Genomic DNA, 24,576 nt, shown 5'->3' with positions numbered 1-24,576 from the left:
GCCAATTCGGTTTTCTGAATTTGGCTGCTTTTTTTTGAAATCAAGAACATTTTTTTGCTATTTGCATAATATAGGAGGCGGTTTCCATGGGAACCCCATCAAGTAGATTCCATCCTACAAATTTTCAACCATCTCCAACAACGTTCGACAGTTTCCTTCATTTCTAAGAAAAGGGAAGTATTGTATAATAATGATTGCTATATTAAAAACAAGGGGATGGGAATATGAAAGAAACATATATCGAAGATTTGGAGCAATGGGAAAAGGAATTCACATTTTATACAGAAGAAATTGTCCGTTTTTCCGATGTAGACATGTATGGCCACCTCAACAATGTCGTACCTTTTTCATATTTCGAACATGCGCGGATCGAATACTTCAAGTCTCTGAATATAAAAAACAATTGGGGTTCTCAGGAGGAACAAAAAATCCCTGTGGTGGCGGATATTCAATGCGATTATTTAAAACAAGTGTATTACGGCGAGAAACTGCGGGTTTATGTAAAAACCGCCCGACTAGGAAATTCCTCGATTGACCTTCATTACATGGTGAAAAATGAAAAAGGGGAAATTGTTCTAACAGGAAGAGGCGCTTTAGTGCAGATCGACAAGGAAACGGGCAGACCGGCGCCTTGGACCGAAGAACAAAAGATAATATTGTGCGGGAAATAGTAAAAATGCCCTCACAGCATCACCCTTCCTGACATACCTTACATAGAGAGGAGATAGGAGGGTGTTGCCTTATGAGTAGCCCGCAGCATCGTTCGCTACTAACGAAAAGAGAGCGGGAAATATTTCAGTTGTTAATTCTGGATTATTCAACAAAGGAAATATCCCAAAAATTGGGTATCAGTGAAAAAACGGTGCGTAACCATATTTCAAACACAATCCAAAAGCTGGGGGTTTCCAGCAGGTCACAGGCACTAATTGAATTATTAAGGCTAGACGAACTTTCATTACACTAAAAACAAAATCTTTTTATGTCAAATTACTATATAAATCAATAATTTTCTCCTATATTAAAATAATAAAATTTGAAGCAAATATATGAAAAATTGGCATGTTTAATGATGGGATGAATCGGGCACATTAGCATTGATGATTCTTTCCAAGTTTTTTAGTGGGCGTTCCAATGAAGATTGACGCTTCTTCCTATCTTTGTTTTTTGATAAAGAATCGTTGAACTTGGTAAAGATTTAAGCCAAAATAGAATAGATAATATATCAAACAAATGAAATAGGATAGAGGCGGTATAAGTGAATGCCCCAATAGGCGTAATTGATTCAGGTGTTGGCGGCTTAACGGTAGCAAAGCAAATCATGAGAGCTTTGCCAAATGAAACGATTTATTATATCGGTGATACTGCAAGGTGCCCCTATGGCCCACGTAAAAGTGGCGAAGTGCTCACTTTTACGATGCAGTTGGCAAAAGCTCTGGAGCAAAAGGATGTCAAACTGCTCGTCATCGCCTGTAATACAGCAACAGCAGTTGCCCTTGATGCATTAAGAAAAGAACTTTCCATTCCAGTAGTAGGTGTCATCAATGCAGGAGCCCGGGCGGCAATCAAAAAAACAAAGCGGAATGAAATTGTTGTCCTTGCTACAGAAGGAACCATTAGAAGCGGTGCATATGAAAGAGCGCTACTTTCTTTAAATACAAAAGCAAAAATCATTCCTTTGGCGTGTCCGACATTCGTACCGCTTGTAGAAAGCGGGGAATATGAAGGGCAATTCGCTTTTGAACTCGTAGCAAACGGTTTGATGCCGCTAAAAAATAAAAGTTTCGATACAGTCATTTTAGGCTGTACCCATTATCCGATGATTCAGCATCATATCGAAAAAGTTGTGGGACCTGATGTAACGGTTTTATCATCAGCGGAAGAAACAGCAAAAGAAGTAAAGGAACTTTTAGTGAACCTTGATTTGTTGCGAACTGAAAAAAGCGAACCGCATCATATTTTTTATGTAACCGGTTCAGTGCCGATTTTTCGCACAATTGCTGAAAACTGGTTGGAAAGAAAAGAGTTGGATATCAGAAAAATAAAATTAAATTAATAAATCCTCAAACTCCCATTGCGTCTCATGCGATTCAGTACAGATGCGGCGTTTTCCGAATCGGTTGTACCGAATTGCATGAGACATGAAGAAAGCTCGAAAGGTCCTTTTCGAGCTTTTTTACTTGTAGACAAGTGCTACAAGCTATAAAAGATTGTATGCCCAAGTGCATTTAAAAATGTGCAACGCTTTTTTCAAAAGGAAAAGTATGTTAAGATATGGACGATTATTTTTAGGAGGAAAGCGCATGAGAACAGATGGAAGAGAAGTCAATCAATTAAGACCGGTATCAATCGAAACAGATTATTTAATGCATCCGGAAGGATCCGTATTAATTCAGGTGGGGAATACAAAAGTGATTTGTACGGCAACAATCGAAGATAAGGTGCCAAGTTTTCTTCGCGGACAAGGCAAAGGATGGATTACCGCGGAATATTCAATGCTGCCTAGAGCCACAAAAGAACGGACAATCCGCGAATCTGCCCGAGGCAAAATCAGCGGACGGACGATGGAAATTCAACGATTGATTGGACGGGCCTTAAGGGCAGTCGTTGATCTGGAAGCCTTTGGAGAACGCACGATATGGATTGACTGCGATGTCATTCAGGCGGATGGCGGAACACGGACAGCTTCCATTACCGGGGCATTCGTGGCTTTGACACAGGCGGTCGCAAAAATCCATAAAGAAACGCCTTTTGAAAAATTTCCGATTACGGATTTTTTGGCCGCAACAAGCGTCGGAATCCTTGAATCCAATGGGGCAGTATTGGATTTGAACTTTGAGGAAGATTTTGAAGCGATGGTGGATATGAACCTTGTCATGACAGGAAGCGGACGCTTCGTCGAAATCCAGGGTACCGGCGAAGAAGCCACATTTTCGCGCGAAGAATTAAACACATTGCTGGAACTTGGAGAAAAAGGAATCCGGGAATTAATCGAAATCCAAAAATCGGTTCTCGGAGAAGATGCAAAACTAATCGAGGATGCAAAATTACAACAAACTGAGGAAGCCGGGGAGTCAGAGAATCATGAAGCAAGTAGTCATAGCAACGAAAAATAAAGGGAAAGCAAAAGATTTTGAGGCCATTTTCAAGCCGCTTGACTATGAGGTTGTCACGATGCTGGATATCGCGAGCGACATGGAAATCGAGGAGACAGGTTCAACCTTTGAAGAAAATGCGATTATAAAGGCGGAAACCCTTTCAAAAGCCCTTGGAAAAATCGTCATAGCGGATGACAGCGGTTTGGAGGTGGACGCCCTTGGAGGCGAACCGGGCGTGTTTTCCGCCCGCTACGCGGGGGATCATGACGATGAAGCGAATATTCAAAAAGTGCTTGAGAAATTAATAGGGGTGCCGGATGAAGAACGCACGGCCCGTTTCGTCTGCGCCATTGCGATCAGCGGTCCGGACATCGAAACGAAAACGTTCCGGGGCACCTGCGAAGGGAAAATTTTGCATGAAAAGCGGGGCACAAACGGTTTCGGCTATGATCCCATTTTCTATGTTCCGGAATTGGGCCGCACAATGGCCGAATTGACGCCGGAAGAAAAAGGGGCCATCTCCCATCGCGGGAATGCCATCCGGAAATTGACAAAAGAACTTCCAAACATTTTGAAATGATTGAAAAGATAATTATTTTCTATTATTAATTGAATCCTCCATAAGAATTCGTTATAGTAGTAGGGAACAATTGTTGAGATGGAGGAAATGAAATGATACCAAACTGTCCAAAATGCAATTCGGAATATACGTATGAAGACGGAAATTTGTTGGTTTGCCCTGAATGCGCCTACGAATGGACAGGGGAAGAACAGGCAGAAGAAAATGGGCTGGTCGTTAAAGACGCCTATGGAAATATTCTGCAAGACGGTGATTCCGTGACGATCATCAAAGATTTGAAGGTAAAAGGAACTTCATCCGTTTTAAAAATGGGAACAAAGGTGAAAAACATCCGGTTAGTGGAAGGCGACCATAACATCGATTGCAAAATTGACGGTTTTGGAGCGATGAAGCTGAAATCGGAATTCGTGAAGAAAGCATAAAAGGGGCTCAAGCAGCCTCTTTTTTTATGGATTGCAAATTGAAATTCGGGGCAGATAAAATTATGGAAGCAAGTATTTTTCTAAAAGGATTTGCATATCTACTCTATAACACATTTTGGAGTTAGGAGTCTGAGGCTTTTACATTTTTGGCAAAATTGTTTAATATCATTTATGAGGATGATGTTTCGCTTTTAGATATCAGACGGTTAGGGGGAAGGCAATGAGAATATTAGTGATGAGCGACACCCATGGAGACGCGGAAATTATCCGGAAGGTGCGGAATCGCCATCCGGAGGCGGATACGGTCATTCACTGCGGGGACAGTGAACTCGATTATGAGCATCCCTATTTGGAAGGGGCGAAACGGGTCCGGGGAAATTGCGACCGGGACAAACGTTTTCCTAATGAAGAATTGTTCGAAGCGGAAGGAAAAAAGATTTTGGTGACCCATGGCCATTTATTCAATGTAAAGTCCACGACGCTGAATTTATTCTACCGCGCGAAAGAAGTGGAAGCGGATGCGGTATTCTTCGGCCATTCCCATTTGCTTGGGGCGGAGTTGATCGATGATATTTTGTTTGTCAATCCGGGCAGTTTGTTAAAGCCGCGCGGAATCGATCAAAAAAGCTATGTGCTTGTAGATTTCCTTGAGGAGATTTGGAAGGTGACGGCCTACACCGATCAAGGGGAAGAAATCTTTCAGACAGAGTTTGTTCAGGATAATCGGATGAACATGTAGTGTGAAAATTATCAAAAAATTTCATTTTGCTGTTGACATTTTCACACTACACTAATATAATAAATATTGTCCGTCGGGGAAATGAAAAAATGAAAAAATGAAAAATGTCTCAGTAGCTCAGCTGGATAGAGCAACGGCCTTCTAAGCCGTCGGTCGGGGGTTCGAATCCCTCCTGGGACGCTAGAAAAAAGCCTTACAGCCTCCATGGTTGTAAGGCTTTTTATTGCAGTTTTCAAAACAAGAAGGTTTCCCTGATAAGTTGATAGGTTAAAAGGGGATAAAAAAGAAGGCATTATCCAAATGCCTTGGGGGAAACGGAGGGTCTGTCACCATATGAACAAGATCAGCGCGGCCGCGGCGATGCCGACATAAATCCAGAAGGAATTTTCCTTCATGCAAGATGTGAATCTTTTCATTTCATCCCCTCCTTTTCATTACAATGTATTCCTTTATAAAATACAAAGTATGAACAAATGCACCAATCTCTGCTGATTCGTTATCTTTTTTCAATCAAGTCCTCATCAAAATATATACCACATCCGGCGCAAGAAAAAACAAGGCGTCACAGCGACGCCTTGCCTTTGACCACTTTTCCGGTGATGGTGATCGAGCAATCCTCTTCCTCGATGGTCAATTCCACTGTTTCTCCAACATAGACGGGCGATTGGAAATGCAGCCGGAATACCGCCGGGAATTGCATGTTGTCGAATTCGTTTGCCAGGATGCCCCAAACCTTTGCCATCGTCAACATGCCATGGGCGACTTTTCCGGAAAATCCATGGGCTTTTGCGTATTCAGGATTCAGATGGATCGGATTGACATCCCCTGACAGCTCCGCATAGCTTTCAATATCCTGTTCGGTCACTTTAAACCGTATTGTTTTCAAAGAAACCACCTGCAATCAAATGAGAGATTCCGTTAAAACAAAGATGATTCTCCTGATCAAAGATTACCAGTTCTTCAATCAGAAACCATCTGCCTTGGCGAAATGAATGGCTGCGCAACTTGACGGCTCCAACATAAGCCCTGTCCGCATACATGATCCGATGCGGCCTGCATTCCTGCTTACGCAGTATAACGGGTTCGGCCAGTTGCCATGGTTTTTCGATGTGCCGATAGGCGATCATCGGAAGGGCAGGGGGGAGGGGGATTCCTTCAAAGCCTTCCTCTAATGCCGCTTCCAAACTGTAATAGATCGCCTTTTTCACACCTGCCAAACCGCAATACCGCTGGACTTCTTCTTTCGTAAAATGAAAAGAAAAATATTCCGATTTCAAATGATCACCTCATGTATTCAAGAGGAAGCCTCCTTCTTTTTGCAAACCAAAAAGAAAAGGGGAAGCGCCATCTTTTTATATACGTGGAAGAAGATTTTCCTCTGCTTCTGCGGTTTCACACCGTTTCAAACAGCACGGCTACCCCGACGCCGCCGCCGCTTCCGATTGCGGCAAGAACGTACCTCGCCTGTGGCCGGCGCTGAACTTCGTAAAACAACCTTGTTACCAATACCGCCCCGGAGGCCCCGTATGGATGGCCAATCGCAAGGGCGCCTCCACGTACATTTAATTTTACATAAGGAATCGACAGTTCCCGGGCGCACGCGACAACCTTGGAAGCAAAGGCTTCGTTGATTTCGATGAGATCCAGATCGCCAATCGTCAATCCGTTCCGTTCCAGCAGCGCCTTGATTGCCGGCACCGGGGCAACTCCCGGATAAAAAGGGTGCACCCCTGAAACCTGGCTGTCCACGAAACGGAGAACCGGCTGATACCCCAGTTTTTCTGCAAGATGCGCCTCCATCACAAGCACTGCGCCTGCTCCGTCATGGATGCCGCAGCTGTTCGCAGCCGTGACCGTTCCATTTTTTACAAAAGCTGGAGCCGCCCGCTTGATGATTTTTTCTATATTCCGTTTGCGGCGCCAAACCTCATCCTGTTCCAAATCTCCTATGGGAAGTATTTCCTCTTCATGGAATCCCAGCTCAAAAGCCTCTCTGCTCCGCTTCCAGCTCAACAATGCATATTCATCCTGCATTTCCCTGGTGATGCGAAACTTTTCAGCAACATATTCCGCCGCCACTCCCATATCCGGATCGCCGATGGAATCCGGCGAAAAACGGGCCCGCTTCGGGAAGGGGGAGGTGCTGGCGCTCTCAACTCCCCCTGCGATGAAGCATGAACCGGAGCCGGCGCGAATCAAAAGGCAGGCCATCCGGACGGCTTCAAGCCCTGCGGAACACTGACGGTCAAGCGTAATTCCCGGCACGGAAAAGGGGAGGCCTGCTTCCAAAGCCGATAGACGGGCGATATTGCCCCCCGGACCGACGACATTGCCGAGAATCACATCATGGATATGCTGTTCAATACCTGCCGATAAATGGGACAGGAGCGGCGCGGCCAATTGATGGGGTTCCAGATGTTTTAAGGCGCCTTTCTCGCGGGCTATCGGTGTTCTTTTTGCAGCCACAATCACGGCCTCGTTCATTTTGTCCTCCCCCTTCGCTTTTCCGGCAAGTCCTGTTGCATTCTGGTGGAAAAAATTATAAAGCCGCACCCGCCGATTTCCCCTCGAGCAGCGCCCCGAGTTCCCCCCTGGCGATTTTTCCGCTTGTCGTCAAGGGCATTTCTTCAATAAAAAACCATTTGCGCGGAACTTTATAGGAAGCCAAATGTTTTTTGCATAATCTTTTTAATTCGAGAACGGATGCCTTCCCCTGAATGACAGCAGCGGGAATCTGCCCCCAATAAGGGTCCTTCAATCCGGCCACTGCCGCTTTTTCCACTCCCGGATGCATCGATAATACCGCTTCGATTTCTTCGGGGAAAATATTTTTTGCCCCGTACAAAATCATATTGTTTTCCCGTCCGGCAAGATAAAGATTCCCTTCCTGGTCCATCCAGCCCAAATCATCCACCGTAATCCAGCCTTCATCATCCGCTATGGATTGCACCGATTGACCCGGTTCATGAATATAGCCGATGAATGTCATCGGACTTCGCACATAAATTTTACCGATTTCGCCTATTTCACAGATTTCTCCGTTTTTGCGGCGAATTTGAATCTCTACGTTATGAAAAGGGCGGCCGACGGAATCCGGTTTGATGTCATCCTTGGAAAAGGTGACAAAACTCAGTTCGCCCGCTCCGTAAAATTCATACAAGTGAAGGTTCGGAAACATCTTGCGGATTCTTTGACGGGTATGGGTTTCAAGTTTCGCACCGGAGGAAATCATTTTCAGGGGCTTCGGTACATTCACATTTTCTCTTAAAAGCGCTTCGGCCATTGTCGGCACTAAATACATGACCGTCAGCGGAGATTCTTCCAATTTCATAAGCGTTTTCACAGGAGAAAATTTCTCCAATAAATGCACGGTTCCTCCGATGTATAAAGTGCTCATTGCGCCATATAAAAAATGGGAATGAAGAAGAGGCCCGGGAATCAGCACATGGTCGTTTTCCCCGATTCCCAAATCGCACCGTGTGCATGCAAAGCTTTCGATCCAGGACGAATGGGAGCGGATAAAAGCTTTCGGTGAACCGGTCGATCCGGAAGTGAAACCGAGATAAAAGGGAAGCGACTGGTCGCTTACTTCCGATCTTACCGGTGTCGGCACTTCTTCCAAGTCTTTTTTCCATTCTTCCCAAACCAACAGATTTGGATGAAGCCCTTTCACTTTTGGAAGGAAACCTGCCGTTGTAATCAGGACATCGGGTTGCGCCAGTTGAAGGCGTTTGGAAAGTTCCTGCTTCTTCCATTTCAAATCAAGGGGAACCGCGATCCATCCGGCTGCTACAGCCCCTGCAAAAAGTAGAAGAAACGGAATTCCGTTCGGCAAAAAGAATGCGGCGGTTTTGTTTTTTGAGCTTCCGGCTTGAAACCAGGCAGCCGTTTTCCGCACCATTTCATCCCATTGGCGGTATGTCAACATTTGATGATCGGCAATGATGGCGGCTTTGTCGGGAAAATGCTGCGCATGCCGCGAATAAGGTGAAGTAATCATCACCTTATCCCTCCTTTAATTGTGCCGGAGCAGAATGAGAAAAGATCGGATATTTCTGCAATCTGTAAACAAGTATGGACGCGATGGCGGCTTTCGCGAGATCGCCGGGAACATAAACAAGGCTCAATTTGATTGCATCGAGCAGAGGCAAATCCATCACAAATGCCTGCACCGGAACACCTGTTAAATAGACGGAAAAGACGCCGGCCGTCAAATTGGCGGCAAGGATGTGCCGGAACTTCAACATATGCAATTTCGAGAAAATCAGGCCGATGAAAAATGCCGCAATCACATAGCCGATCAAATAGCCTCCGCTCGGCCCAAAAAAGACTCCGATTCCTCCTCGTCCGCCCGGCAACAGCGGCATTCCCGCGGCGACGACCAATAAAAAGACGACAATGCTTAAAGAACCGAGCCGCGGACCAAGAATGCCGCCGGCCAAGAGGACACCCAATGTTTGAAGAGTGATCGGTACAGGAGTAAATGATAGAGTTATTGGCGGTATGAGTCCCAAAATTCCCATAAAAGCCGCAAATAAGGCCACATATGTAATCTCCCTGATTTTCATCTTCAATCCTCCTAATAGTTAACTATAATATTGATAAGGTTGACATAAATTTATCGCAACAACCCTATATATGTCAACCTATTCATTTAATAGGTTTACTTATATTTTCCATTAAATTTGGACAAGCAAAAAAATAAACCTTACAACCGAAAAGGATGTAAGGTTTATATTATTTACTAATAATGGTATTTCCCGAGAAATAATTTGGAAGAGGAAATATGATCAAACAAATTATTTTTCTATCAACTTTGCGACTTTTCGCATTCTCTCATGCAATAAACCGTCTGAATGATTATTTTCCCCATAGACAAATTCGTTCATATAGTAAGTCAAATACTTTCCATAGTTGCTTTTTGAACCGGTTGCCAATTCCTCGACGTAAAATGCACCCGAAGGGAGATCGTCAAGCAGCAGGCTGGCCATGCCGGCATACACCCCGCAAGCGACTTGGAAGTAAGTGGCGTTTGTTTTATATTCCTTAAAGACATCGGTGTTTTTCATCGAATTATACATGTAAATTTCCCGATCTTCATAGACCATAAGGACGCCTATTAAATCTTCCCCCTCCACTTCGCCATCTGCGGGATCAATGATTTTCTTATTAAACTGCAAAAGTTCATCTGCATGCTCCAAATATTGTTGGATTAATTCCGTTGTATATTCATTGATCCGATAAATAAACCCGATTTCAAAATCGAACATTTCCCCTAATGTCAATACTTCTTCATGGGGCACAAGACACCCATAAAATTCCTTATCCCCAAGGGTAATCTTATATTCTGCGGCATATACTTCATCGTGAATGGAATGGGGAAGGTGGTTCCGGACGAACATCGGCCGGTTTAAAACGGCCTCTTCAAGGAAACTTTTCACGGACCAAGTGGTATAAATGGTTTTTGGCTGTATTAGATTTTTATCTTTATAAAAGGAAGTGTCATGTTCGACAATGTAGCATGCCAAAGGTTGATGTCCGGAATGCTTTTGCATTAACTTTACCGCCATCCATTGCACGATTCCGGGGTTCATTCCGGAAAAGAGGATCGCCTTCGAATGGTTGAAGGTATCCCTTATATTTTTGAATTGATAATATTGTTCTGTTAATGATAAATGTTTGCCCTCATATGTTCCGTTGTTTTCCAATGCCGTGTTGATATAACTGATGCCAAGCTGATTGCAGCAGGCGAGCATATCAATCGTATTTGCGCAGGACACATCCACCACTAACCGCGTGTTGCTTGAACGCAAGTGCTCCATCAGCTGTTCTGTATTGTTGAGATCCAATTCCAAGAGATGCATGTTGTCCGCCAAATGGGGACAAAATTCTTTATAATAATCCAAGTCCCCTTGTTTTATGTCGATCAAATAAAGCCCTGAATTTTTTATAATGGAATGGACCGGATCCTGCTGATCTATCGCAGAACGGTTGAGAATCGACAAGAAGGCCTTGGCAACTCCGCCCATGCTTCCGAGAAGCGAGATGGCAAATTGTTTTTGCTGTTTCATGGCATTTCCCCTTTGCTACTGTAATCAACTGGCACTTGTATTTTCTATATTGAAAGAATATTAAGAAATTTTTTTGCCCGATAATCGGATTCAATGTGATTAAATTTGATTAAAGAAAGATGAAAACCGGTTTTTATCATAAAAATTTTTTGAAAAAGGTATTTTTTTATAGAATAGTAAGATGGTTTCCAACAATATCTATTATACTTTATTTAAATACTTAATTGGTGAATTTTGATTCGAATCAGGAAGAATTATGGGGAAGCCATAGAGGATGTTGAGGAAAAGTTTTGAGGAACTATGGCGGGAAAACCGTGCAGGAATCGAAAAGAAAAAGGAAATCCCATCCAATTCATAAAATTGGATGGGGCTTTTTTATTATCCCAATAATTTAATAAATTCTCTCATTAAGCCGGGCAAATCAGGCCATGCATGTCCGCTCACAAGATTTTGGTCCACGTGAAGGTGTTCATCGACATATGTGCCGCCGGCTGCTTTCACTTCAGGTTTGCACGCGATGTAGGCCGTCAGTTCCCGTCCTTTGATCACTTCCGGGATTGTGGCGAAAATTTGGGCGGCATGGCAAACTGCCGCTATCGGTTTTCCCGCCTCAAAGAAATGTTTGACAATGGATGGAACATGTTCATTCAATCGGATGTACTCTGGTGCGCGGCCACCCGGGATGATGAGGCCATCATATTCTTCCGGTTTAATGTTTTCAAAGGCTTCATGGGCTTCAATTCCATATGCCGGACGCTCAATATACGTCTCGACGCCATCGACAAAGTCATGGACCACCGTCTGCAATTTTTTTGCAGTAGGTGCTGCAATCGTTACATCATACCCTTCTTCCAGGCAACGGTAATAAGGATAATAGATTTCAAGAGCTTCCACTGCATCCCCAGCGAGAATCAACACTTTTTTGCTCAACGATGACCGCCTCCTATTTGAAAATTTGTTATACATAAATTCCCTATTAAGATGGGGAATTCCTGCTTTTTAATAAGAATTTTACAGATTTTCTTATGAATTTGTAATCGAAAAAAGCCGTAAACCAAATTTTCCTGAAAGAATTTGGAATTAATTGGAGAAATTTATAATAAAAAATATATTGCGGTTTTGTTAGTCGAAGAATTAGAGACCCGTATTTGGACAAGAAAATTAGTCAATAATGGAAGTATGGAACAACTTGCACTTCAGGAGGGAATGGATGGATGAAAAAAATAATGATCACGGGATTTGCCCTGTTTTTGCTCGCCGCATGCGGAACGGACACGATCAAGGACAATGAAGGGACGCAACCTGTTGCAGTAGACAACACGGTAAATGAACCGGCAACCAATGGAACAAGTGGAGATGTAGCGAATCCGGCCGTTTCGATGAGAGAAGCAGCAGAGGCATTTTTGAAAGCTTATCCAGATGCGAAGATTGAATCCATTGATTTGGACGCCGATTTTGGACGATTGCGTTATGAAATTGAGGCGTTTGATTCAGCGAAAGATTATGAAGTGGAAATCGATGCGACGACAAAAGTGTTGAATGTGAAGGAAGTCGAAGCAAATCGGGATCGGGAAGAAGCGTTGGACTTATCAAGTGTGATTGAACCGAAAGAAGCAATTGAAAAAGCTTCTGCCCAAAATGAAGCAAAAGGCTTTTCTCCAAAAGGATGGACCCTTGAAGCGGAATTAGGAAAACCGGTTTATACAATTGAATATAAAAAGGGATTGAAAGAACTCGAAATTAAAGTGGATGCGACAACGGGCGAAATTTTGGAAGCGGATATGGACGACTAGTTGTTGGTACAGGCCTGTGCGTCATCAGTGAAAATAAAAAACAATCTGCCACCAGATACGGCGCAGATTGTTTTTTATTTGCCCCCTTTTTTCGCGTCAAGATATTTTTTGTGGACAAGAAACGTGAGGATTCCAATGAACACTAGATATATGAATGTGATAGGTCTCGGAGTCGCGAAGAAGAGCAACAATGCGAATCCAAGTACAAAATAGAATAGCGCGACGAACCATATACTGTTTTGCCAATCCATAATGAATGCCCTCCTTACATTCATTATAACGAAAAATGGGTTTGCAAGATTTAAACACTATTAGTCAAACTTCTATAAGAAAATTCCGGACAATCCTCGAAAATTCAAATGATGTTGTCTATATGTACCAACTGAAGCCGGAACGAAAATATTTATATATCAACAGTGCGATTGAAAGGGAAATTGGTTATGCGCGGGAAGAGTTTTATAAAGATCCGCAGCTGCCGTTTAAAATCGTCCATCCGGATGATTTTCAAGTGCAAATTCGCAAAATTACAGGAACTTCCGGTTACAATAAACCTTTTCAGGCGAGATTTGTTCATAAAAATGGCTATTACATTTGGTGTGAAGACCGGGTGATTCCTTTTTATGACGAAAACGGTGAATTGGAAAAAATTGAAGGTTTCAGCAGGGATATTACAGAAGTCAAGGCTTTGGAGAAAAAACTCGAAGAATTAAGTTATTATGACAGTCTCACTAAACTTTTCAACAGGAATTATTATGAAAAAATCGAGGAAAAATTAAATACTGCCGAAGACCGTCCGATTGGAATCATTGTCTGCGATTTGGATAATTTAAAAATCGTCAATGATTCTTTGGGGCATACTTGCGGCGACCAACTTTTGATCGTATTGGGGAATTTATTGAAAAACCTGCTAGGCGGCGAAACGATTGTACGTTATGGGGGAGATGAATTTGTTATATTAATAAAAAATACAAAAGAAAATGATGTAAAAGCTATCTATCATCAGATCCGGAAGGAAATCGAAAATTACAATAAACATTACCCGCATTTGCCCATTGAATTGTCCATGGGCTGGTCATTTTCCCCAACTTCAATCGGCGTCATGAAAGAAACGTTCAAAGCGGCAGATCAAATGATGTATAACGAAAAGTTCAATAAAAAGAGAAATTCCATGTTTCATGATGGATTGGCCGAGCAAAAAAACCAGCAGCCCCAATAGTCGAGGTTACTGGTTAAATGTGCGTCCATAATTGAACGGACCCCTTTAATCATAGTATCCAAAGATTTCCGAAATCTGTTTTGCCGTTTTCTGAACCGCCGTTATCAAATTTTCTTCCATAAGGGAAGGAATACGATCATTTTTTGAAATCACCGCAAGGGAGGCAAATATTTCGCCGGTATAATCCCGGATTGGGGCAGCATAGCTGGAATAACCTTCTGCATATGCGTCTTTCAAGATCGCAAAGCCCCGGGATCGGATTTTTAGCAGTTCTTTCCGCAATGTCTCCGCATCCGTTATCGTATAAGGCGTATATGGTTTTAGCGGTTTGGAAAGTACATAATCAATAATTTGCTGGTTTTTATAAGCAAGGATGACGAGGCCTTCCGCCGTGCAGTGAATATCGTTTTGTCTTCCGGTTTTTGTGATAAGATTCATGGAATCTGTTCCCGTTTCTCTCATCAAATAAGTCACTTTATGCTGCTCCAACACGCAAATGTGGACGGGCAGATTAAATTCCTTCACAAATTGTCTCAACAGGGGCCTTGCATCACCGAATTCTTCAATGTGAAATTTGACGATGCCGCCAAGCCCCAAAATGGAGTAGCCTAATTGATATTTTGCATTTCCTGGATTTTGAAGCAGGAAGCCTTCCCTGACCAGTTCTTTTAATAGCCGATGGACGGTTGATTTGGGCAGGCCGATGAATTGGGAAATTTCCGTCACGGACAGTTCCTGTCTTCTTTTATTGAATAATTTCAATATCCGCATGGCGTTCTTTACCGATTGTACAAAGTATTTTTCATCCAAAGCGTGTTTCATGAATAAAAATCTCCTCCGTGTGTTGAATCATGCAAGAGATTTCCTTGCTTGTTTCTGTGACAAGCCTGATGATTTTGGAAAGCTGAGGTTTCATGCGGTTATACAAACCGGCAATGCTGATGGATGCCATCACTTCACCCCCGCGATTAAAAATGGGAGCTCCCACAGAAAGAACATTCTCCACCATTTCCCGATCGCTGAGAAAATATCCTTTCCTTCTGCCTTCCTCCAAACGTTCCAGCAATTGTTCGATGGAAGAAATGGAATATTTGGTTGGCCGTTCAAATCCGTCCGCATACCATTCCCGGATTTTATGTTCATCGACGTAAGCAAGCAGAGCAAGTCCCGATGCGGTGCAATGGGCCGGATTCCGTTTGCCGATATGGGAGCGCAAATGGACCCGGTATTGATTGTCTTCCTTCTTTAGATATAAAACTTCCTTTCCCTGCAATACCGCGATATGGGAAGATTCACCGGTTTCCTCCGTACATTTTTTTAAATATTTCGTCATTTCTTTCAATGAGGAAAAACGGTCGAGCATGGCATTGGCAAGATATAAGACCGAAAGCCCCAAATGATAGGTGTTGGAGCGGGTGTTTTGGACAATGAACCCTTCGCTTTCCAGCGTTTGAAGCAGACGGCAGGCGGTGCTTTTTGAAATGTTGTTTTCGGCCGCAATCTCATCAAGGGAAAGTTCCGTTTGTTCGACGGAAAAAGTTTTTAAAACCTTCAGTGCATTGGTCAATGAACTATTTTCAGTCCTGGCCATACTTTTCCCCCTTTATGAAAGATATATAAAGAAGCAAGAAATCATGAGTGACGGAATCAACATTAAGAAAATTCAGTTTATTTCAAGGTTGTTCCATATAGCAGAATGTAAGCCTTTCCATTTCTATTTTTCCAGACTATTATCACTATTACAACAGTGTTTTTTTGGTAAGGGGGATGGGAGATGGGACTGCATCAGGTTCATGAAACAAGTGTAGGTTTAAGAGATTTTCAATTTCAGAGACTCAATGAATTATTGCTGTTTGCAAGCCGGTTCAATAAATTTTATAAAGAAAAACTGGATGGAATTCCATTGCCGATCAAAGATTTCCAAGATTTAAAACGATTGCCTTTTACGACGAAAAAAGAACTTGCAAAAGATCAAATGGATTTTCCTCCTTTTGGCCGCAACCACACTTACCCGGTTGAAAATTACATCCGATATCATCAGACATCCGGAACAACCGGCAGGCCATTAAAGGTTTTGGACACGCGCAAAAGTTGGGATTGGTGGATTCAATGTTGGGTTGAAGTGCTGAAGAGCGCAGGGGTGACCCGGGCGGACAGGTGCTATTTGGCATTTTCATTTGGACCGTTCATCGGATTTTGGGCAGCCTATGAAGGCATCCAAAGATTAGGGGCCCTTGCAATCCCGGGGGGATCAATGTCTTCCGAGGAAAGACTGAATAGCATGATTCAAAATAGCGCAACGGTTTTGTTATGTACACCAAGTTATGCATTGCATCTTGCGGAAGTGGCGGAGAAAATGGGAGTTGACATACAAAATTCCAGCATCCAAAAAATTATTACAGCCGGAGAGCCGGGGGGATCCATCCCATCGGTCAGAAAACAGATTGAGAATTTGTTTGGTGCAAAACTTTATGATCATGTCGGGATGACGGAAATGGGGGCATATGGTTATTCCTGCCGTGAACAAAATGGCCTCCATGTCAATGAAAAGGAATTTATCGTCGAAATCATTGATCCCGAAACATTGGAGCATGTCAAACCCGGAGAGAAGGGTGAGCTTGTCCTGACAAATTTGGGCAGGTACGGTTACCCGATGATCAGATACCGTACGGGGGATATTGTGATTTATCAAGAAAATCCGTGTCCATGCGGAAATCCCTATCAGTTTTTGCCCGGCGGGTTGGTCGGAAGAGCCGATGACATGGTGGTGATCCGGGGAGTAAACATTTATCCGACGTCCATCGAGGCAATTATCAGGGAATTTCCTGAAATCAAAGAATTCCGGATTATATATTATACAGAACATGAAATGGATCAAATGAAAGTCCAGATAGAAGGACCGGAGAATGTGGTTGAATCTCTCGCAAGACTGCTTCGAGTCCGGCTCGGGCTCCGCATTGAAGTGGAGAGGGTGGAGGACGGCAGCTTGACAAGATTTGAAATGAAGGCAAGACGAATCATTGACAAACGAAAAAACAAAAGCAAGGTGACGTAAGAATGGAATACCAATTTAAAATACCTTTTGGCGACACAGATGCTGCAGGAATTGTATATTATCCGAACTATTATCGTTATATGGATAATGCCACCCATGAATTTTTTGAAAAAATCGGATATCCGACGGAAGAAATGTTGGAGAAAAAGCAAGCAATCCCATTGTTGGAAGCCCATTGCAACTTTTTTGCACCAGGGCGTTTCCATCGGATCATTACGGTGAAGACAAGCGTGGGAGAAATACGGGATAAAGTATTTAAGTTAATTCATCAATTTAAAGATCAAGACACCGTCATAGCGGAAGGTTATGAGGTGCGCGCCTGGGTTTCCCTTGATGGAGGAAAGCCGAAAGCTCAGCCTATACCGGAAGAGCTTAAACATAAATTACAACGATATCAAACAGGGGGTTGAAATGATGGTAAAGGAAAGAGATGTATTGGTTATTGGTGCAGGTCCTGTCGGCATGACGGCTGCTCTTGCACTGCGCAGCAAAGGCTTGAATGCGACGATTTTGGAAGCGGAAAAGGAAGGAAGGGTGCGTCCGGGAAGCCGAGCAATTTACATTCATAAGGCGACCTTGGAATTTCTTGAACAAATTTCTCCGGGATTGGGAAAAAAGCTTGCGGATATCGGAATCGTTTGGCAGGTAAAACGGACTTTTTATAAGGGAGAAGAAGTGTATAAGAGGATCTATGAGCCGCCAAAACCAAATACGCTTCCGGCTTTTACGAGCCTGCATCAGCATGAAATCGAAAAAGCGATGTATGATGCTTGCAATAAAGCGGGCGTAGAGTTTGTTTGGGAAGAAAAGGTGACAAATGTGAAAACTTCCGAAGAGGGGGTAACGGTGGAAACGGAAAATGGAGAGTGGCAAACAAAATATGTTATTGCATGCGACGGTGCCCGTTCGGTTGTCAGAAATTCAGTCGGAATCAAATTCCAGGGCCCACGAAAATCGGACGCCTTTGTCGTGGTAGATGTGGCGGAAGATGAAGAAAATCCTTTGCCGATTGAAAGAGTCTTCCATTATCAGCATCCAAATGTGGGCGGCCGCAATGTGTTGTATGTTCCTTTTGCAGGCGGCTGGCGGATCGATCTCCAATTATTCGAAGAAGATGACCGGGATTATTACGGTTCGGAAGAAGGGGTGCGGGAATGGCTTCCAAAAGTGATGGATCCAAAATATGCGGACCGCATTACATGGATTTCAACTTATACGTTCTACCAGGTGGTGGCCGAAAAGTATACGGATGACCATCATCGGGTAATTTTGGCGGGAGAAGCGGCCCATCTCTTCGCCCCATTCGGAGCGCGCGGTTTGAATTCGGGAGTTCCGGATGCCATCGTTGCCGCTGAAGGGATCAAAAAGGCGCTGGAAGTGGAGGCGAATGAAGAAGAACGAAGAAAATACATCCGGCAGGCGGCGGAAGAGCGCCATAAAGCCGGGCTTTGGAACCGCGAATGTTCCAACCGCGCGCTGGAGCACATTCAGGGAACAAATGAGGAAATTAAGTTAAGAAGAGAAATTGCGGCATTTTTGGCTCCTCATATTCCAAGTCTTGGAAGATGGCTCGATGAAGGTCCGTTCGGGCCGCGCACCGGCCATCCGGAATTAACAACGAAATATTGATTTTTTAGGAGGGAAGGGAGAAAACCCTTCCTTCCAATTTCTTTGCAGGGGGGATTTGAATGTTCACAAAGGATTACGAATTGCCTTATAAACGTGTTTGGGGAATGTTGTTTTTGGGGTGGGTGTTTGCTTATTTTGACCGCACCATTACCGGACCGGTCGTATCTTGGATGATCGCCAATGATGTTGCCTTTTTGGCGGAATCATCCAACCCGTATGCGCTTGGTGGATTGCTTGGCAGCTTATTTTTTGCGGGCTATATGCTGACGCAGTTTCCGGGCGGCTATTTCGGCGACCGATACGGCCATCGGAATATGGTGATTTTAAGTATATTATGGGCAGGGATTACGACTCTCCTTACAGGCCTTTTTGAAGGATTGTTGGTATTTGTCGCGTTGAGGGTATTAACCGGATTAGGGGAAGGGGCATTCTATTCGAATGACCGTTCATTGATTGCCCAGGTGACACCCCCGAAAAAGATTGGCCTCGGTATGGGGATTGTGATGGGCGGACTTTCGGTCGGATTGACACTTGGTTTGGCAGGAACGGTTTATTTGATCGAATGGGCAGTACCGTACATGGGGAATAATGCATGGAAGTCCCCGTTCATTATTTTGGGGGCGCTTACCATCCTGTTTGGTTTAGGCATGTTTAAAGCAATCCCAAAAAACAGTGATGCCAAATCTAAGCCGGGCGGATTTATTCAATCGGTCAAAGGCTTGGGAAGCTATTCTTCGATTTTTTTGGTTATCATTATGATCGTCTACATCATAACAGATTTTCTTGGTTTATCCGAAGGGATTATGGCAGCTATTTTTACGTTTTTTTCCGTTTTGTTTGTTTTCTATATTTACCGTTCCAAAAAGGAAGTGCGCCCCGTATTAAAAAATCGCAATTTGTTCCTGCTTTATCTTTCAGCCATTCCAATCATGTGGCATTTGTGGTTCTACAGTTTTTGGTCCATCTCCATCGTGCAGGAATTTGGAGGCGGAACGCTTTTGGCCGCCGCTTTGGTGGCTTCATTCAACGCGATTGCCGGACTGATCGGTTTTCCGTTGGGCGGTTTGATTTCTGATAAAGTTTCTCACCGGGAAAATGGCCGGCGCAATATTCTGTTTATTTTAACAGTATTTTTTGCATTATCCGTTTTTCTATTCGCATTCTATTTAATGAGCGGCGCTTCGAATTTAATCGCCATGTCCATCATCTTATTTTTTTCAGGCATTTTGTTTTTCGCCGTACAATCGATTCAACATGCTTTTGTTTCGGATTTGGCGCCGGCCGAACATCGGGGCTCCGCATTTGGGTTGTGGAATTTAATCGCGGAATTTGGCGCTTTGCTCTCTCCGGTTGTATCGGGCGTGTTGCGTGATACAACAAACAGCTGGAGCGCTCCGTTGTTGTTGGACGGATTATTGGTTGCGGCAAGCTGTGTTTGCATCATTTTGATCGGGAAAACAGTGCAGAATCAGGAAAACATTGATGAACAGGCAACAGAAGAAATCGGCATGACCTCATAAAATTGCCTTCTTTAAAAATTTGGAAATTAATTTCCTGTCATTTTTGTTTTTTCATAATCGCATTCCTAAATAGTGGCATAAGCATTTTCGCCGAAGTTGCACAAAATAAGACAACGGAGGTGAAAATGATGAAAAGGAAACATAAAATGAACTTCAATACAGGCGGCGGGAAATATAACAGAAGGAAAAGGGCGGAAGAAATTGCCCGGGAATTCGACCACCATGTAGCCAATATCAGAAACCGCAAGACGAACGATAAATCCTAGAGCAACCTGAATTTCAGGAAATTTCATTGATCCCAATCAGGCGGGGAGGCTGGGCCCTTGCACTGATTGGGTTTTTTGTCTGGTTATCATTTGAATAGTGAAAGATTGAGCAGTTTCGAGTTTGCGTTAAATTTTGCAAAATATTCAAACATAAATCGACAATTTTGTTGACGGTATTTTTATGAGGACATAGTTAATGGATGATGATTGTGAACAGCAGGAAGATATTTTCATAAAGCATTTTTATGTGCGTAAAATTGCAAAACTATGTTGAATTTTGTTATGCTATACGTAAAATGTGTTTATCTTCTGCAAATCTCGATTTTTTTCTATTAGTTTCTTGGTTTTTCTGAAGGTGATGTTGACAAAAAAAGATGAGAAGGGTGATGTTCGTATGAAAAAAGTGAAATTCTACACTAATCTCAATCAAGTGGAGCAGCTTTCACAAGAAACAAAGGAAACATTGCAGCCGATTACGGACAAATATGTATTCCGCGCGAATGATTACTATCTCAATTTGATAGATTGGGAAGATCCGAATGATCCGATCCGCAAAATCATTATACCGAATATAAATGAATTAAACGAATATGGTGATTGGGATGCAAGTGATGAAGCGAAAAACTATGTAGTCCCTGGCTGTCAGCATAAGTATACTACTACTGCATTGCTTGTCGTTTCCGAAGTATGCGGTGCATACTGCCGCTTCTGTTTCCGGAAAAGATTATTCAATAATGATGTGGAAGAAGTTCAAATCAATCCGCAACCGGGCATTGATTATATCCGCGAACATCCGGAAATCAACAACGTATTGTTGACAGGCGGCGACTCATTGATGCTGTCGACGAAACGGCTTGAAAATATCATCAGTCAACTCCGTGAAATCGATCATGTAAAAATCATCCGTCTCGGTTCAAAACTTCCTGTTTTTAATCCAATGCGCATTTACGAAGATGAAAAACTTCTGGAAATGTTCAAAAAATATTCAACACCGGAAAAACGCATTTATTTGATGGCTCACGTCAACCACCCTAGAGAAATTACAGAAGAGGCCAGAAAAGCTTTTGAAGCTTTGCATAATGCAGGAGTCATTGTCATGAACCAAACGCCGATTTTAAAAGGAATCAATGATGACCCGGATGTTCTGGCGGAATTATTGGATAAACTGTCCTGGGCAGGGGTGCATCCTTACTACTTCTTTATTAACCGCCCTGTGGCAGGCAACTATGATTTCGTTCTGCCTTTAAAAGATGTATATGAAATTGTGGAGGCTGCCAAAGCAAAAACTTCAGGTTTAGGAAAACGTGTACGGCTTGCGATGAGCCACAAAACAGGAAAAATTGAAATTTTGGCAATCAAAGATGGAAAAGCATATTTGAAATATCACCAGGCGAAATACGGAAACTATGGCGAATTTATGGTGCTAGATTGCCCGGATGATGCAGCTTGGTTTGATGACTTGATCGGATATGAGGAGTATGTGAAAGAAACGGTTGAAGTTTAATCAAAAACTTTATGCTTCAGGACAGGCAATGAATAATGGGCATCAAAATAATGAAATGAAATTTTCTTCCGTGGAATGTTATTGGAAGAATGCAAAATTTTCTAATTAAGTCGGAAGTCTGAAAGTTTATGACTAAAAAATCATCAATTTTGTTTACAGTCTTTCTTTTATTGCAAAATTAATAGATAATTATAACTAGTAGTGTAAAGAATATGATTTCAGCAAACAAAATTCGTGACTTATATAGTCATTAATGCCTATTATGTGACAATGTTTTCCATTTCAAACTAATTCGTATTCGCCAAATTCGATTCAATCTTCATTGAGGGACAAATCATTGTTTGTCCCTCGTCGTCCTTGCATATATCGAATCCAAACCACGTTTGCTGAAAGAAGTATTCTTTACCTATTTTTATGCCGAGAAACATGAAATCTGATTTCATCCAAGAATAAAATGGAGGGTGTCCGGAAAGCCGAAAACTTTCTGGATGCCCTTAATTTTTCATGGAATGATATAAATGTCCTTCTTCCTAAATCGGTTCCTCTTTTACTTCCGATGTCTAAAACAAAATCATCCGGCTTTAATAGAAAGCCTTTGATCCCGATTTTTCTACAATACCTTTCTCCTTTCTGATTCCTCCATTAAGAGAAATTCGTCCTGAAATTGGGCAAATCAGAAATTTGCTTCAAGTTCAATCATTCTTAAGTGTAAAGAAAAGCGGATTTGCAATACTAATTCATAAAAGGAAATCAAAAGAAAACATTTCCCAAACAGCATAAACTTGTAAACCTTTGGAAAAGGATGTTGCATGGTGATAAGAAAAACGATTTGGCTAATGGTTACCTTGATTCTCTTTCTCCTTTTTTTCGTGTCAGGTTATTTGTATCATTTATTTGCTCCAGGGATGGAAATTCGTACGGTCATCACGCCTATTGATGAGGAAACATACCAATCCCTTGAAAGCGTGGAATATGCGGAGCATCCCGAACAAAAAAATTTCCGGAAATTGACCTTCACTTTTACATTTAAATATTCGGACAAGATGAAAGACATTAAAGCGGAAATGAGCGAACCATTGAAAAACTTATTGACCTATGATGTTTATTGGACCGGGGAAAGTTTTGCATTTGACGATGAGAAACGCAATAAGTTTATTGTGCAGGAAGACATCGTTCTTTATATGGGGGAAGTTTCTGAAGAAGATCTCGTTAAATTATTGGACGACGGCGTTTTTATTGTGGCTTGGATGGAAGATGGCAAAGAAAAAAGGAAAGAATTCAATCTTGGTGAAACGGTCTTATTTATCCAATAAAATGTAGGAAATCCAATAGAAAGGTAATAATCAGTTTTCACAGAGTTTTAACTTTTCCGTTCTACAATTTTGCAATGGGGTAGTATAAACTAAAAGAGGTATTCATTGATATTGAAAATTATTGTTTAAAGGATGATGGCGTTGAAAAAGTTACTACTTGCTGCACTTATATTCGTTTTATTGTTCGGCGGATTTTTTATCTATTTGAAAGCGGTACCGCCACTGCTTACGGGAACAATCGTTAAGAGCGAAGATGGCCAAACGGTAGCGATCGCTTTAGGAAACAAAGGTTTTAGGGATTTGAAAGTGACGGGTGTTAAAGTCAATAATTATGCGGATCCCGCTGATTTGAAAATGCAGGTCGGCCAATCTTCGGAAGATTTGATGGCAACGATTGAAGAGGATCCGGGAGACGGGAAAAGCATCGAATTTAAAAATGTTGAGGACGTATCCATCCCTAAAGGGACAAATCCAGAAGAACGGCAGGAAAAGGTTTATGGGCTCACTGTAAACCATCAGGAACCAATTCATAATGTGCATATCAAATACCGCTATTTTGGCATTTTGTTTAACGATACAATCATATTGGATTAAAAATCAAGGTCGTCTATATTAGACGACCTTGTTATTTCCAGTTTTTATGTAAAAATGCTTTTGTCCGTTCATGCTGCGGATGTAGGAAGAATTGTTCCGGTTCGTTTTCTTCGATAATTTCTCCTCCGTCCATAAAAATGACGCGATTTGCCACTTCTCTTGCAAAGCCCATTTCGTGAGTGACGACGATCATCGTCATATGTTCCTCGGCCAAATCCTTCATGACCTTCAACACTTCCCCGGTCAATTCCGGATCAAGAGCTGAAGTGGGTTCATCGAAAAGCAATATTTCCGGATTTAGCATCAGGGCACGCGCAATGGCCACCCTCTGTTTTTGTCCGCCTGAAAGATTGTTCGGATAAGCGTCCGCTTTATCGGATAATCCGACTTTACGAAGCAAATCATAACAGCGTTTTTCAATCTCTCCCAATGATTCCGTTTTTCTAAGTTTGGGAGCCAGCATAAGATTTTCCTTCACTGTCAAATGGGGGAATAAGTTGAATTGCTGGAATACCATTCCCATTTTTCCGGTGATTTTACGAATCTCCGTTTGTTTAGCATATTGACCGTCTTTAACCAGATATTCACCGTCGATACAAATACTGCCATCATCAATTTCTTCCAAATGAATTAAACTCCGAAGCAGCGTACTTTTTCCTGAACCTGAAGGTCCGATAATGGCGATCACTTCTTTTCGATCGACGGAAAAGGTAATGGATTTTAACACTTCCTGATTTCCAAAGGATTTTTTTAAGTTTGAAACTTCAATGAGTGCCATC

27 protein-coding genes and 1 tRNA gene are annotated in these 24,576 nt (G+C 42.5%); 18 read left to right on the top strand and 10 right to left on the bottom strand.

Annotated features, from left to right (window positions below; translation table 11 throughout):
* Positions 1–224 precede the first annotated feature (224 nt).
* From NST62_RS08360 to NST62_RS08325, 8 genes are all read left to right on the top strand, one after another.
* Positions 225–671 carry a thioesterase family protein gene (locus NST62_RS08360; protein ID WP_141602430.1) on the top strand — a complete coding sequence of 149 codons (447 nt, stop codon included), beginning with the start codon at positions 225–227 and terminating at the stop codon, positions 669–671.
* Between the two features lie 71 nt (positions 672–742).
* The gene (locus NST62_RS08355) at positions 743–964 is read left to right on the top strand and encodes a LuxR C-terminal-related transcriptional regulator (RefSeq protein ID WP_016837203.1); all 222 of its coding nucleotides are present in this window, start codon (positions 743–745) and stop codon (positions 962–964) included.
* A 291-nt stretch (positions 965–1,255) separates the two neighbouring features.
* Positions 1,256–2,053, top strand: coding sequence for a glutamate racemase (gene racE / locus NST62_RS08350; RefSeq protein WP_141602431.1), 798 nt, complete (start codon positions 1,256–1,258; stop codon positions 2,051–2,053).
* Positions 2,054–2,300: 247 nt separating this feature from the next.
* On the top strand, positions 2,301–3,113 hold the full coding sequence (gene rph / locus NST62_RS08345) for a ribonuclease PH (protein ID WP_141602432.1): 813 nt from the start codon (positions 2,301–2,303) through the stop codon (positions 3,111–3,113).
* Positions 3,082–3,675: an XTP/dITP diphosphatase gene (locus NST62_RS08340; RefSeq protein ID WP_141602433.1), complete on the top strand. Its 594-nt coding sequence runs from the start codon at positions 3,082–3,084 to the stop codon at positions 3,673–3,675. Before rph ends, NST62_RS08340 begins: the two co-directional genes overlap by 32 nt.
* A 92-nt stretch (positions 3,676–3,767) precedes the next feature.
* On the top strand, positions 3,768–4,097 hold the full coding sequence (locus NST62_RS08335; RefSeq protein ID WP_141602434.1) for a zinc ribbon domain-containing protein YjdM: 330 nt from the start codon (positions 3,768–3,770) through the stop codon (positions 4,095–4,097).
* Positions 4,098–4,317: 220 nt separating this feature from the next.
* Positions 4,318–4,836, top strand: a complete 519-nt coding sequence (locus NST62_RS08330; protein ID WP_342462807.1) for a metallophosphoesterase — start codon at positions 4,318–4,320, stop codon at positions 4,834–4,836.
* 106 nt (positions 4,837–4,942) lie between these two features.
* Positions 4,943–5,016: transfer RNA gene (locus tag NST62_RS08325), tRNA-Arg, on the top strand.
* 382 nt (positions 5,017–5,398) lie between these two features.
* On the opposite strand, the gene NST62_RS08320 is transcribed toward NST62_RS08325, so the two are convergent.
* The 7 genes from NST62_RS08320 to NST62_RS08290 form a co-directional block, all read right to left on the bottom strand.
* Positions 5,399–5,722: a MaoC/PaaZ C-terminal domain-containing protein gene (locus tag NST62_RS08320; protein WP_181733242.1), complete on the bottom strand. Its 324-nt coding sequence runs from the start codon at positions 5,720–5,722 to the stop codon at positions 5,399–5,401.
* Positions 5,703–6,113: a MaoC family dehydratase N-terminal domain-containing protein gene (locus NST62_RS08315; protein ID WP_141602437.1), complete on the bottom strand. Its 411-nt coding sequence runs from the start codon at positions 6,111–6,113 to the stop codon at positions 5,703–5,705. Before NST62_RS08315 ends, NST62_RS08320 begins: the two co-directional genes overlap by 20 nt.
* Before the next feature lie 115 nt (positions 6,114–6,228).
* Positions 6,229–7,320 (bottom strand): acetyl-CoA C-acyltransferase, encoded by a 1,092-nt coding sequence (locus tag NST62_RS08310; RefSeq protein ID WP_141602438.1) that lies wholly within the window; start codon positions 7,318–7,320, stop codon positions 6,229–6,231.
* A gap of 55 nt (positions 7,321–7,375) precedes the next feature.
* Entirely contained in the window at positions 7,376–8,836 is a 1,461-nt protein-coding gene (locus NST62_RS08305) for an AMP-binding protein (protein WP_141602477.1), read from the bottom strand.
* A gap of 4 nt (positions 8,837–8,840) precedes the next feature.
* Positions 8,841–9,404 carry a biotin transporter BioY gene (locus NST62_RS08300; RefSeq protein ID WP_141602439.1) on the bottom strand — a complete coding sequence of 188 codons (564 nt, stop codon included), beginning with the start codon at positions 9,402–9,404 and terminating at the stop codon, positions 8,841–8,843.
* 231 nt (positions 9,405–9,635) lie between these two features.
* On the bottom strand, positions 9,636–10,907 hold the full coding sequence (locus NST62_RS08295) for an S-adenosylmethionine decarboxylase related protein (RefSeq protein WP_141602440.1): 1,272 nt from the start codon (positions 10,905–10,907) through the stop codon (positions 9,636–9,638).
* A gap of 378 nt (positions 10,908–11,285) precedes the next feature.
* Complete coding sequence (locus NST62_RS08290; RefSeq protein WP_141602441.1) at positions 11,286–11,837, bottom strand: DJ-1/PfpI family protein; 552 nt, start codon at positions 11,835–11,837, stop codon at positions 11,286–11,288.
* A gap of 284 nt (positions 11,838–12,121) precedes the next feature.
* On the opposite strand from NST62_RS08290, the gene NST62_RS08285 reads away from it, so the two are divergent.
* Together NST62_RS08285 and NST62_RS08280 are read left to right on the top strand one after the other, a co-directional pair.
* A complete protein-coding gene (locus NST62_RS08285) occupies positions 12,122–12,700 on the top strand; it encodes a PepSY domain-containing protein (protein WP_141602442.1) in 579 nt (192 codons plus the stop codon).
* Between the two features lie 286 nt (positions 12,701–12,986).
* Positions 12,987–13,916 carry a sensor domain-containing diguanylate cyclase gene (locus NST62_RS08280; protein WP_328219957.1) on the top strand — a complete coding sequence of 310 codons (930 nt, stop codon included), beginning with the start codon at positions 12,987–12,989 and terminating at the stop codon, positions 13,914–13,916.
* A 45-nt stretch (positions 13,917–13,961) separates the two neighbouring features.
* Here the strand turns inward: NST62_RS08280 and NST62_RS08275 are convergent, their stop codons facing one another.
* Together NST62_RS08275 and NST62_RS08270 are read right to left on the bottom strand one after the other, a co-directional pair.
* Entirely contained in the window at positions 13,962–14,738 is a 777-nt protein-coding gene (locus NST62_RS08275; protein WP_141602444.1) for an IclR family transcriptional regulator, read from the bottom strand.
* A complete protein-coding gene (locus NST62_RS08270; RefSeq protein WP_141602445.1) occupies positions 14,719–15,507 on the bottom strand; it encodes an IclR family transcriptional regulator in 789 nt (262 codons plus the stop codon). Before NST62_RS08270 ends, NST62_RS08275 begins: the two co-directional genes overlap by 20 nt.
* A 183-nt stretch (positions 15,508–15,690) precedes the next feature.
* On the opposite strand from NST62_RS08270, the gene NST62_RS08265 reads away from it, so the two are divergent.
* From NST62_RS08265 to NST62_RS08230, 8 genes are all read left to right on the top strand, one after another.
* Entirely contained in the window at positions 15,691–16,971 is a 1,281-nt protein-coding gene (locus NST62_RS08265; RefSeq protein ID WP_328219958.1) for an AMP-binding protein, read from the top strand.
* A gap of 2 nt (positions 16,972–16,973) precedes the next feature.
* Positions 16,974–17,381 carry a thioesterase family protein gene (locus tag NST62_RS08260; RefSeq protein WP_141602447.1) on the top strand — a complete coding sequence of 136 codons (408 nt, stop codon included), beginning with the start codon at positions 16,974–16,976 and terminating at the stop codon, positions 17,379–17,381.
* A gap of 4 nt (positions 17,382–17,385) precedes the next feature.
* Positions 17,386–18,600: an FAD-dependent monooxygenase gene (locus NST62_RS08255; protein WP_141602448.1), complete on the top strand. Its 1,215-nt coding sequence runs from the start codon at positions 17,386–17,388 to the stop codon at positions 18,598–18,600.
* Between the two features lie 59 nt (positions 18,601–18,659).
* Positions 18,660–20,120 carry an MFS transporter gene (locus NST62_RS08250; protein ID WP_141602449.1) on the top strand — a complete coding sequence of 487 codons (1,461 nt, stop codon included), beginning with the start codon at positions 18,660–18,662 and terminating at the stop codon, positions 20,118–20,120.
* 125 nt (positions 20,121–20,245) lie between these two features.
* Positions 20,246–20,386, top strand: a complete 141-nt coding sequence (locus tag NST62_RS08245) for a hypothetical protein (protein ID WP_328219960.1) — start codon at positions 20,246–20,248, stop codon at positions 20,384–20,386.
* Between the two features lie 394 nt (positions 20,387–20,780).
* Positions 20,781–21,890 (top strand): KamA family radical SAM protein, encoded by a 1,110-nt coding sequence (locus NST62_RS08240; protein ID WP_141602450.1) that lies wholly within the window; start codon positions 20,781–20,783, stop codon positions 21,888–21,890.
* An 809-nt stretch (positions 21,891–22,699) separates the two neighbouring features.
* Positions 22,700–23,203: a hypothetical protein gene (locus NST62_RS08235; protein WP_342462806.1), complete on the top strand. Its 504-nt coding sequence runs from the start codon at positions 22,700–22,702 to the stop codon at positions 23,201–23,203.
* Between the two features lie 141 nt (positions 23,204–23,344).
* On the top strand, positions 23,345–23,797 hold the full coding sequence (locus NST62_RS08230; RefSeq protein WP_342462805.1) for a hypothetical protein: 453 nt from the start codon (positions 23,345–23,347) through the stop codon (positions 23,795–23,797).
* Positions 23,798–23,828: 31 nt separating this feature from the next.
* On the opposite strand, the gene NST62_RS08225 is transcribed toward NST62_RS08230, so the two are convergent.
* Positions 23,829–24,575 (bottom strand): amino acid ABC transporter ATP-binding protein, encoded by a 747-nt coding sequence (locus NST62_RS08225; RefSeq protein WP_141602453.1) that lies wholly within the window; start codon positions 24,573–24,575, stop codon positions 23,829–23,831.
* Position 24,576 lies beyond the last annotated feature (1 nt).

The organism is Ureibacillus sp. FSL K6-8385 (assembly GCF_038593155.1).
Lineage (GTDB): Bacteria > Bacillota > Bacilli > Bacillales_A > Planococcaceae > Ureibacillus > Ureibacillus terrenus.
This window is presented reverse-complemented; position numbering and strand designations above follow the sequence as displayed.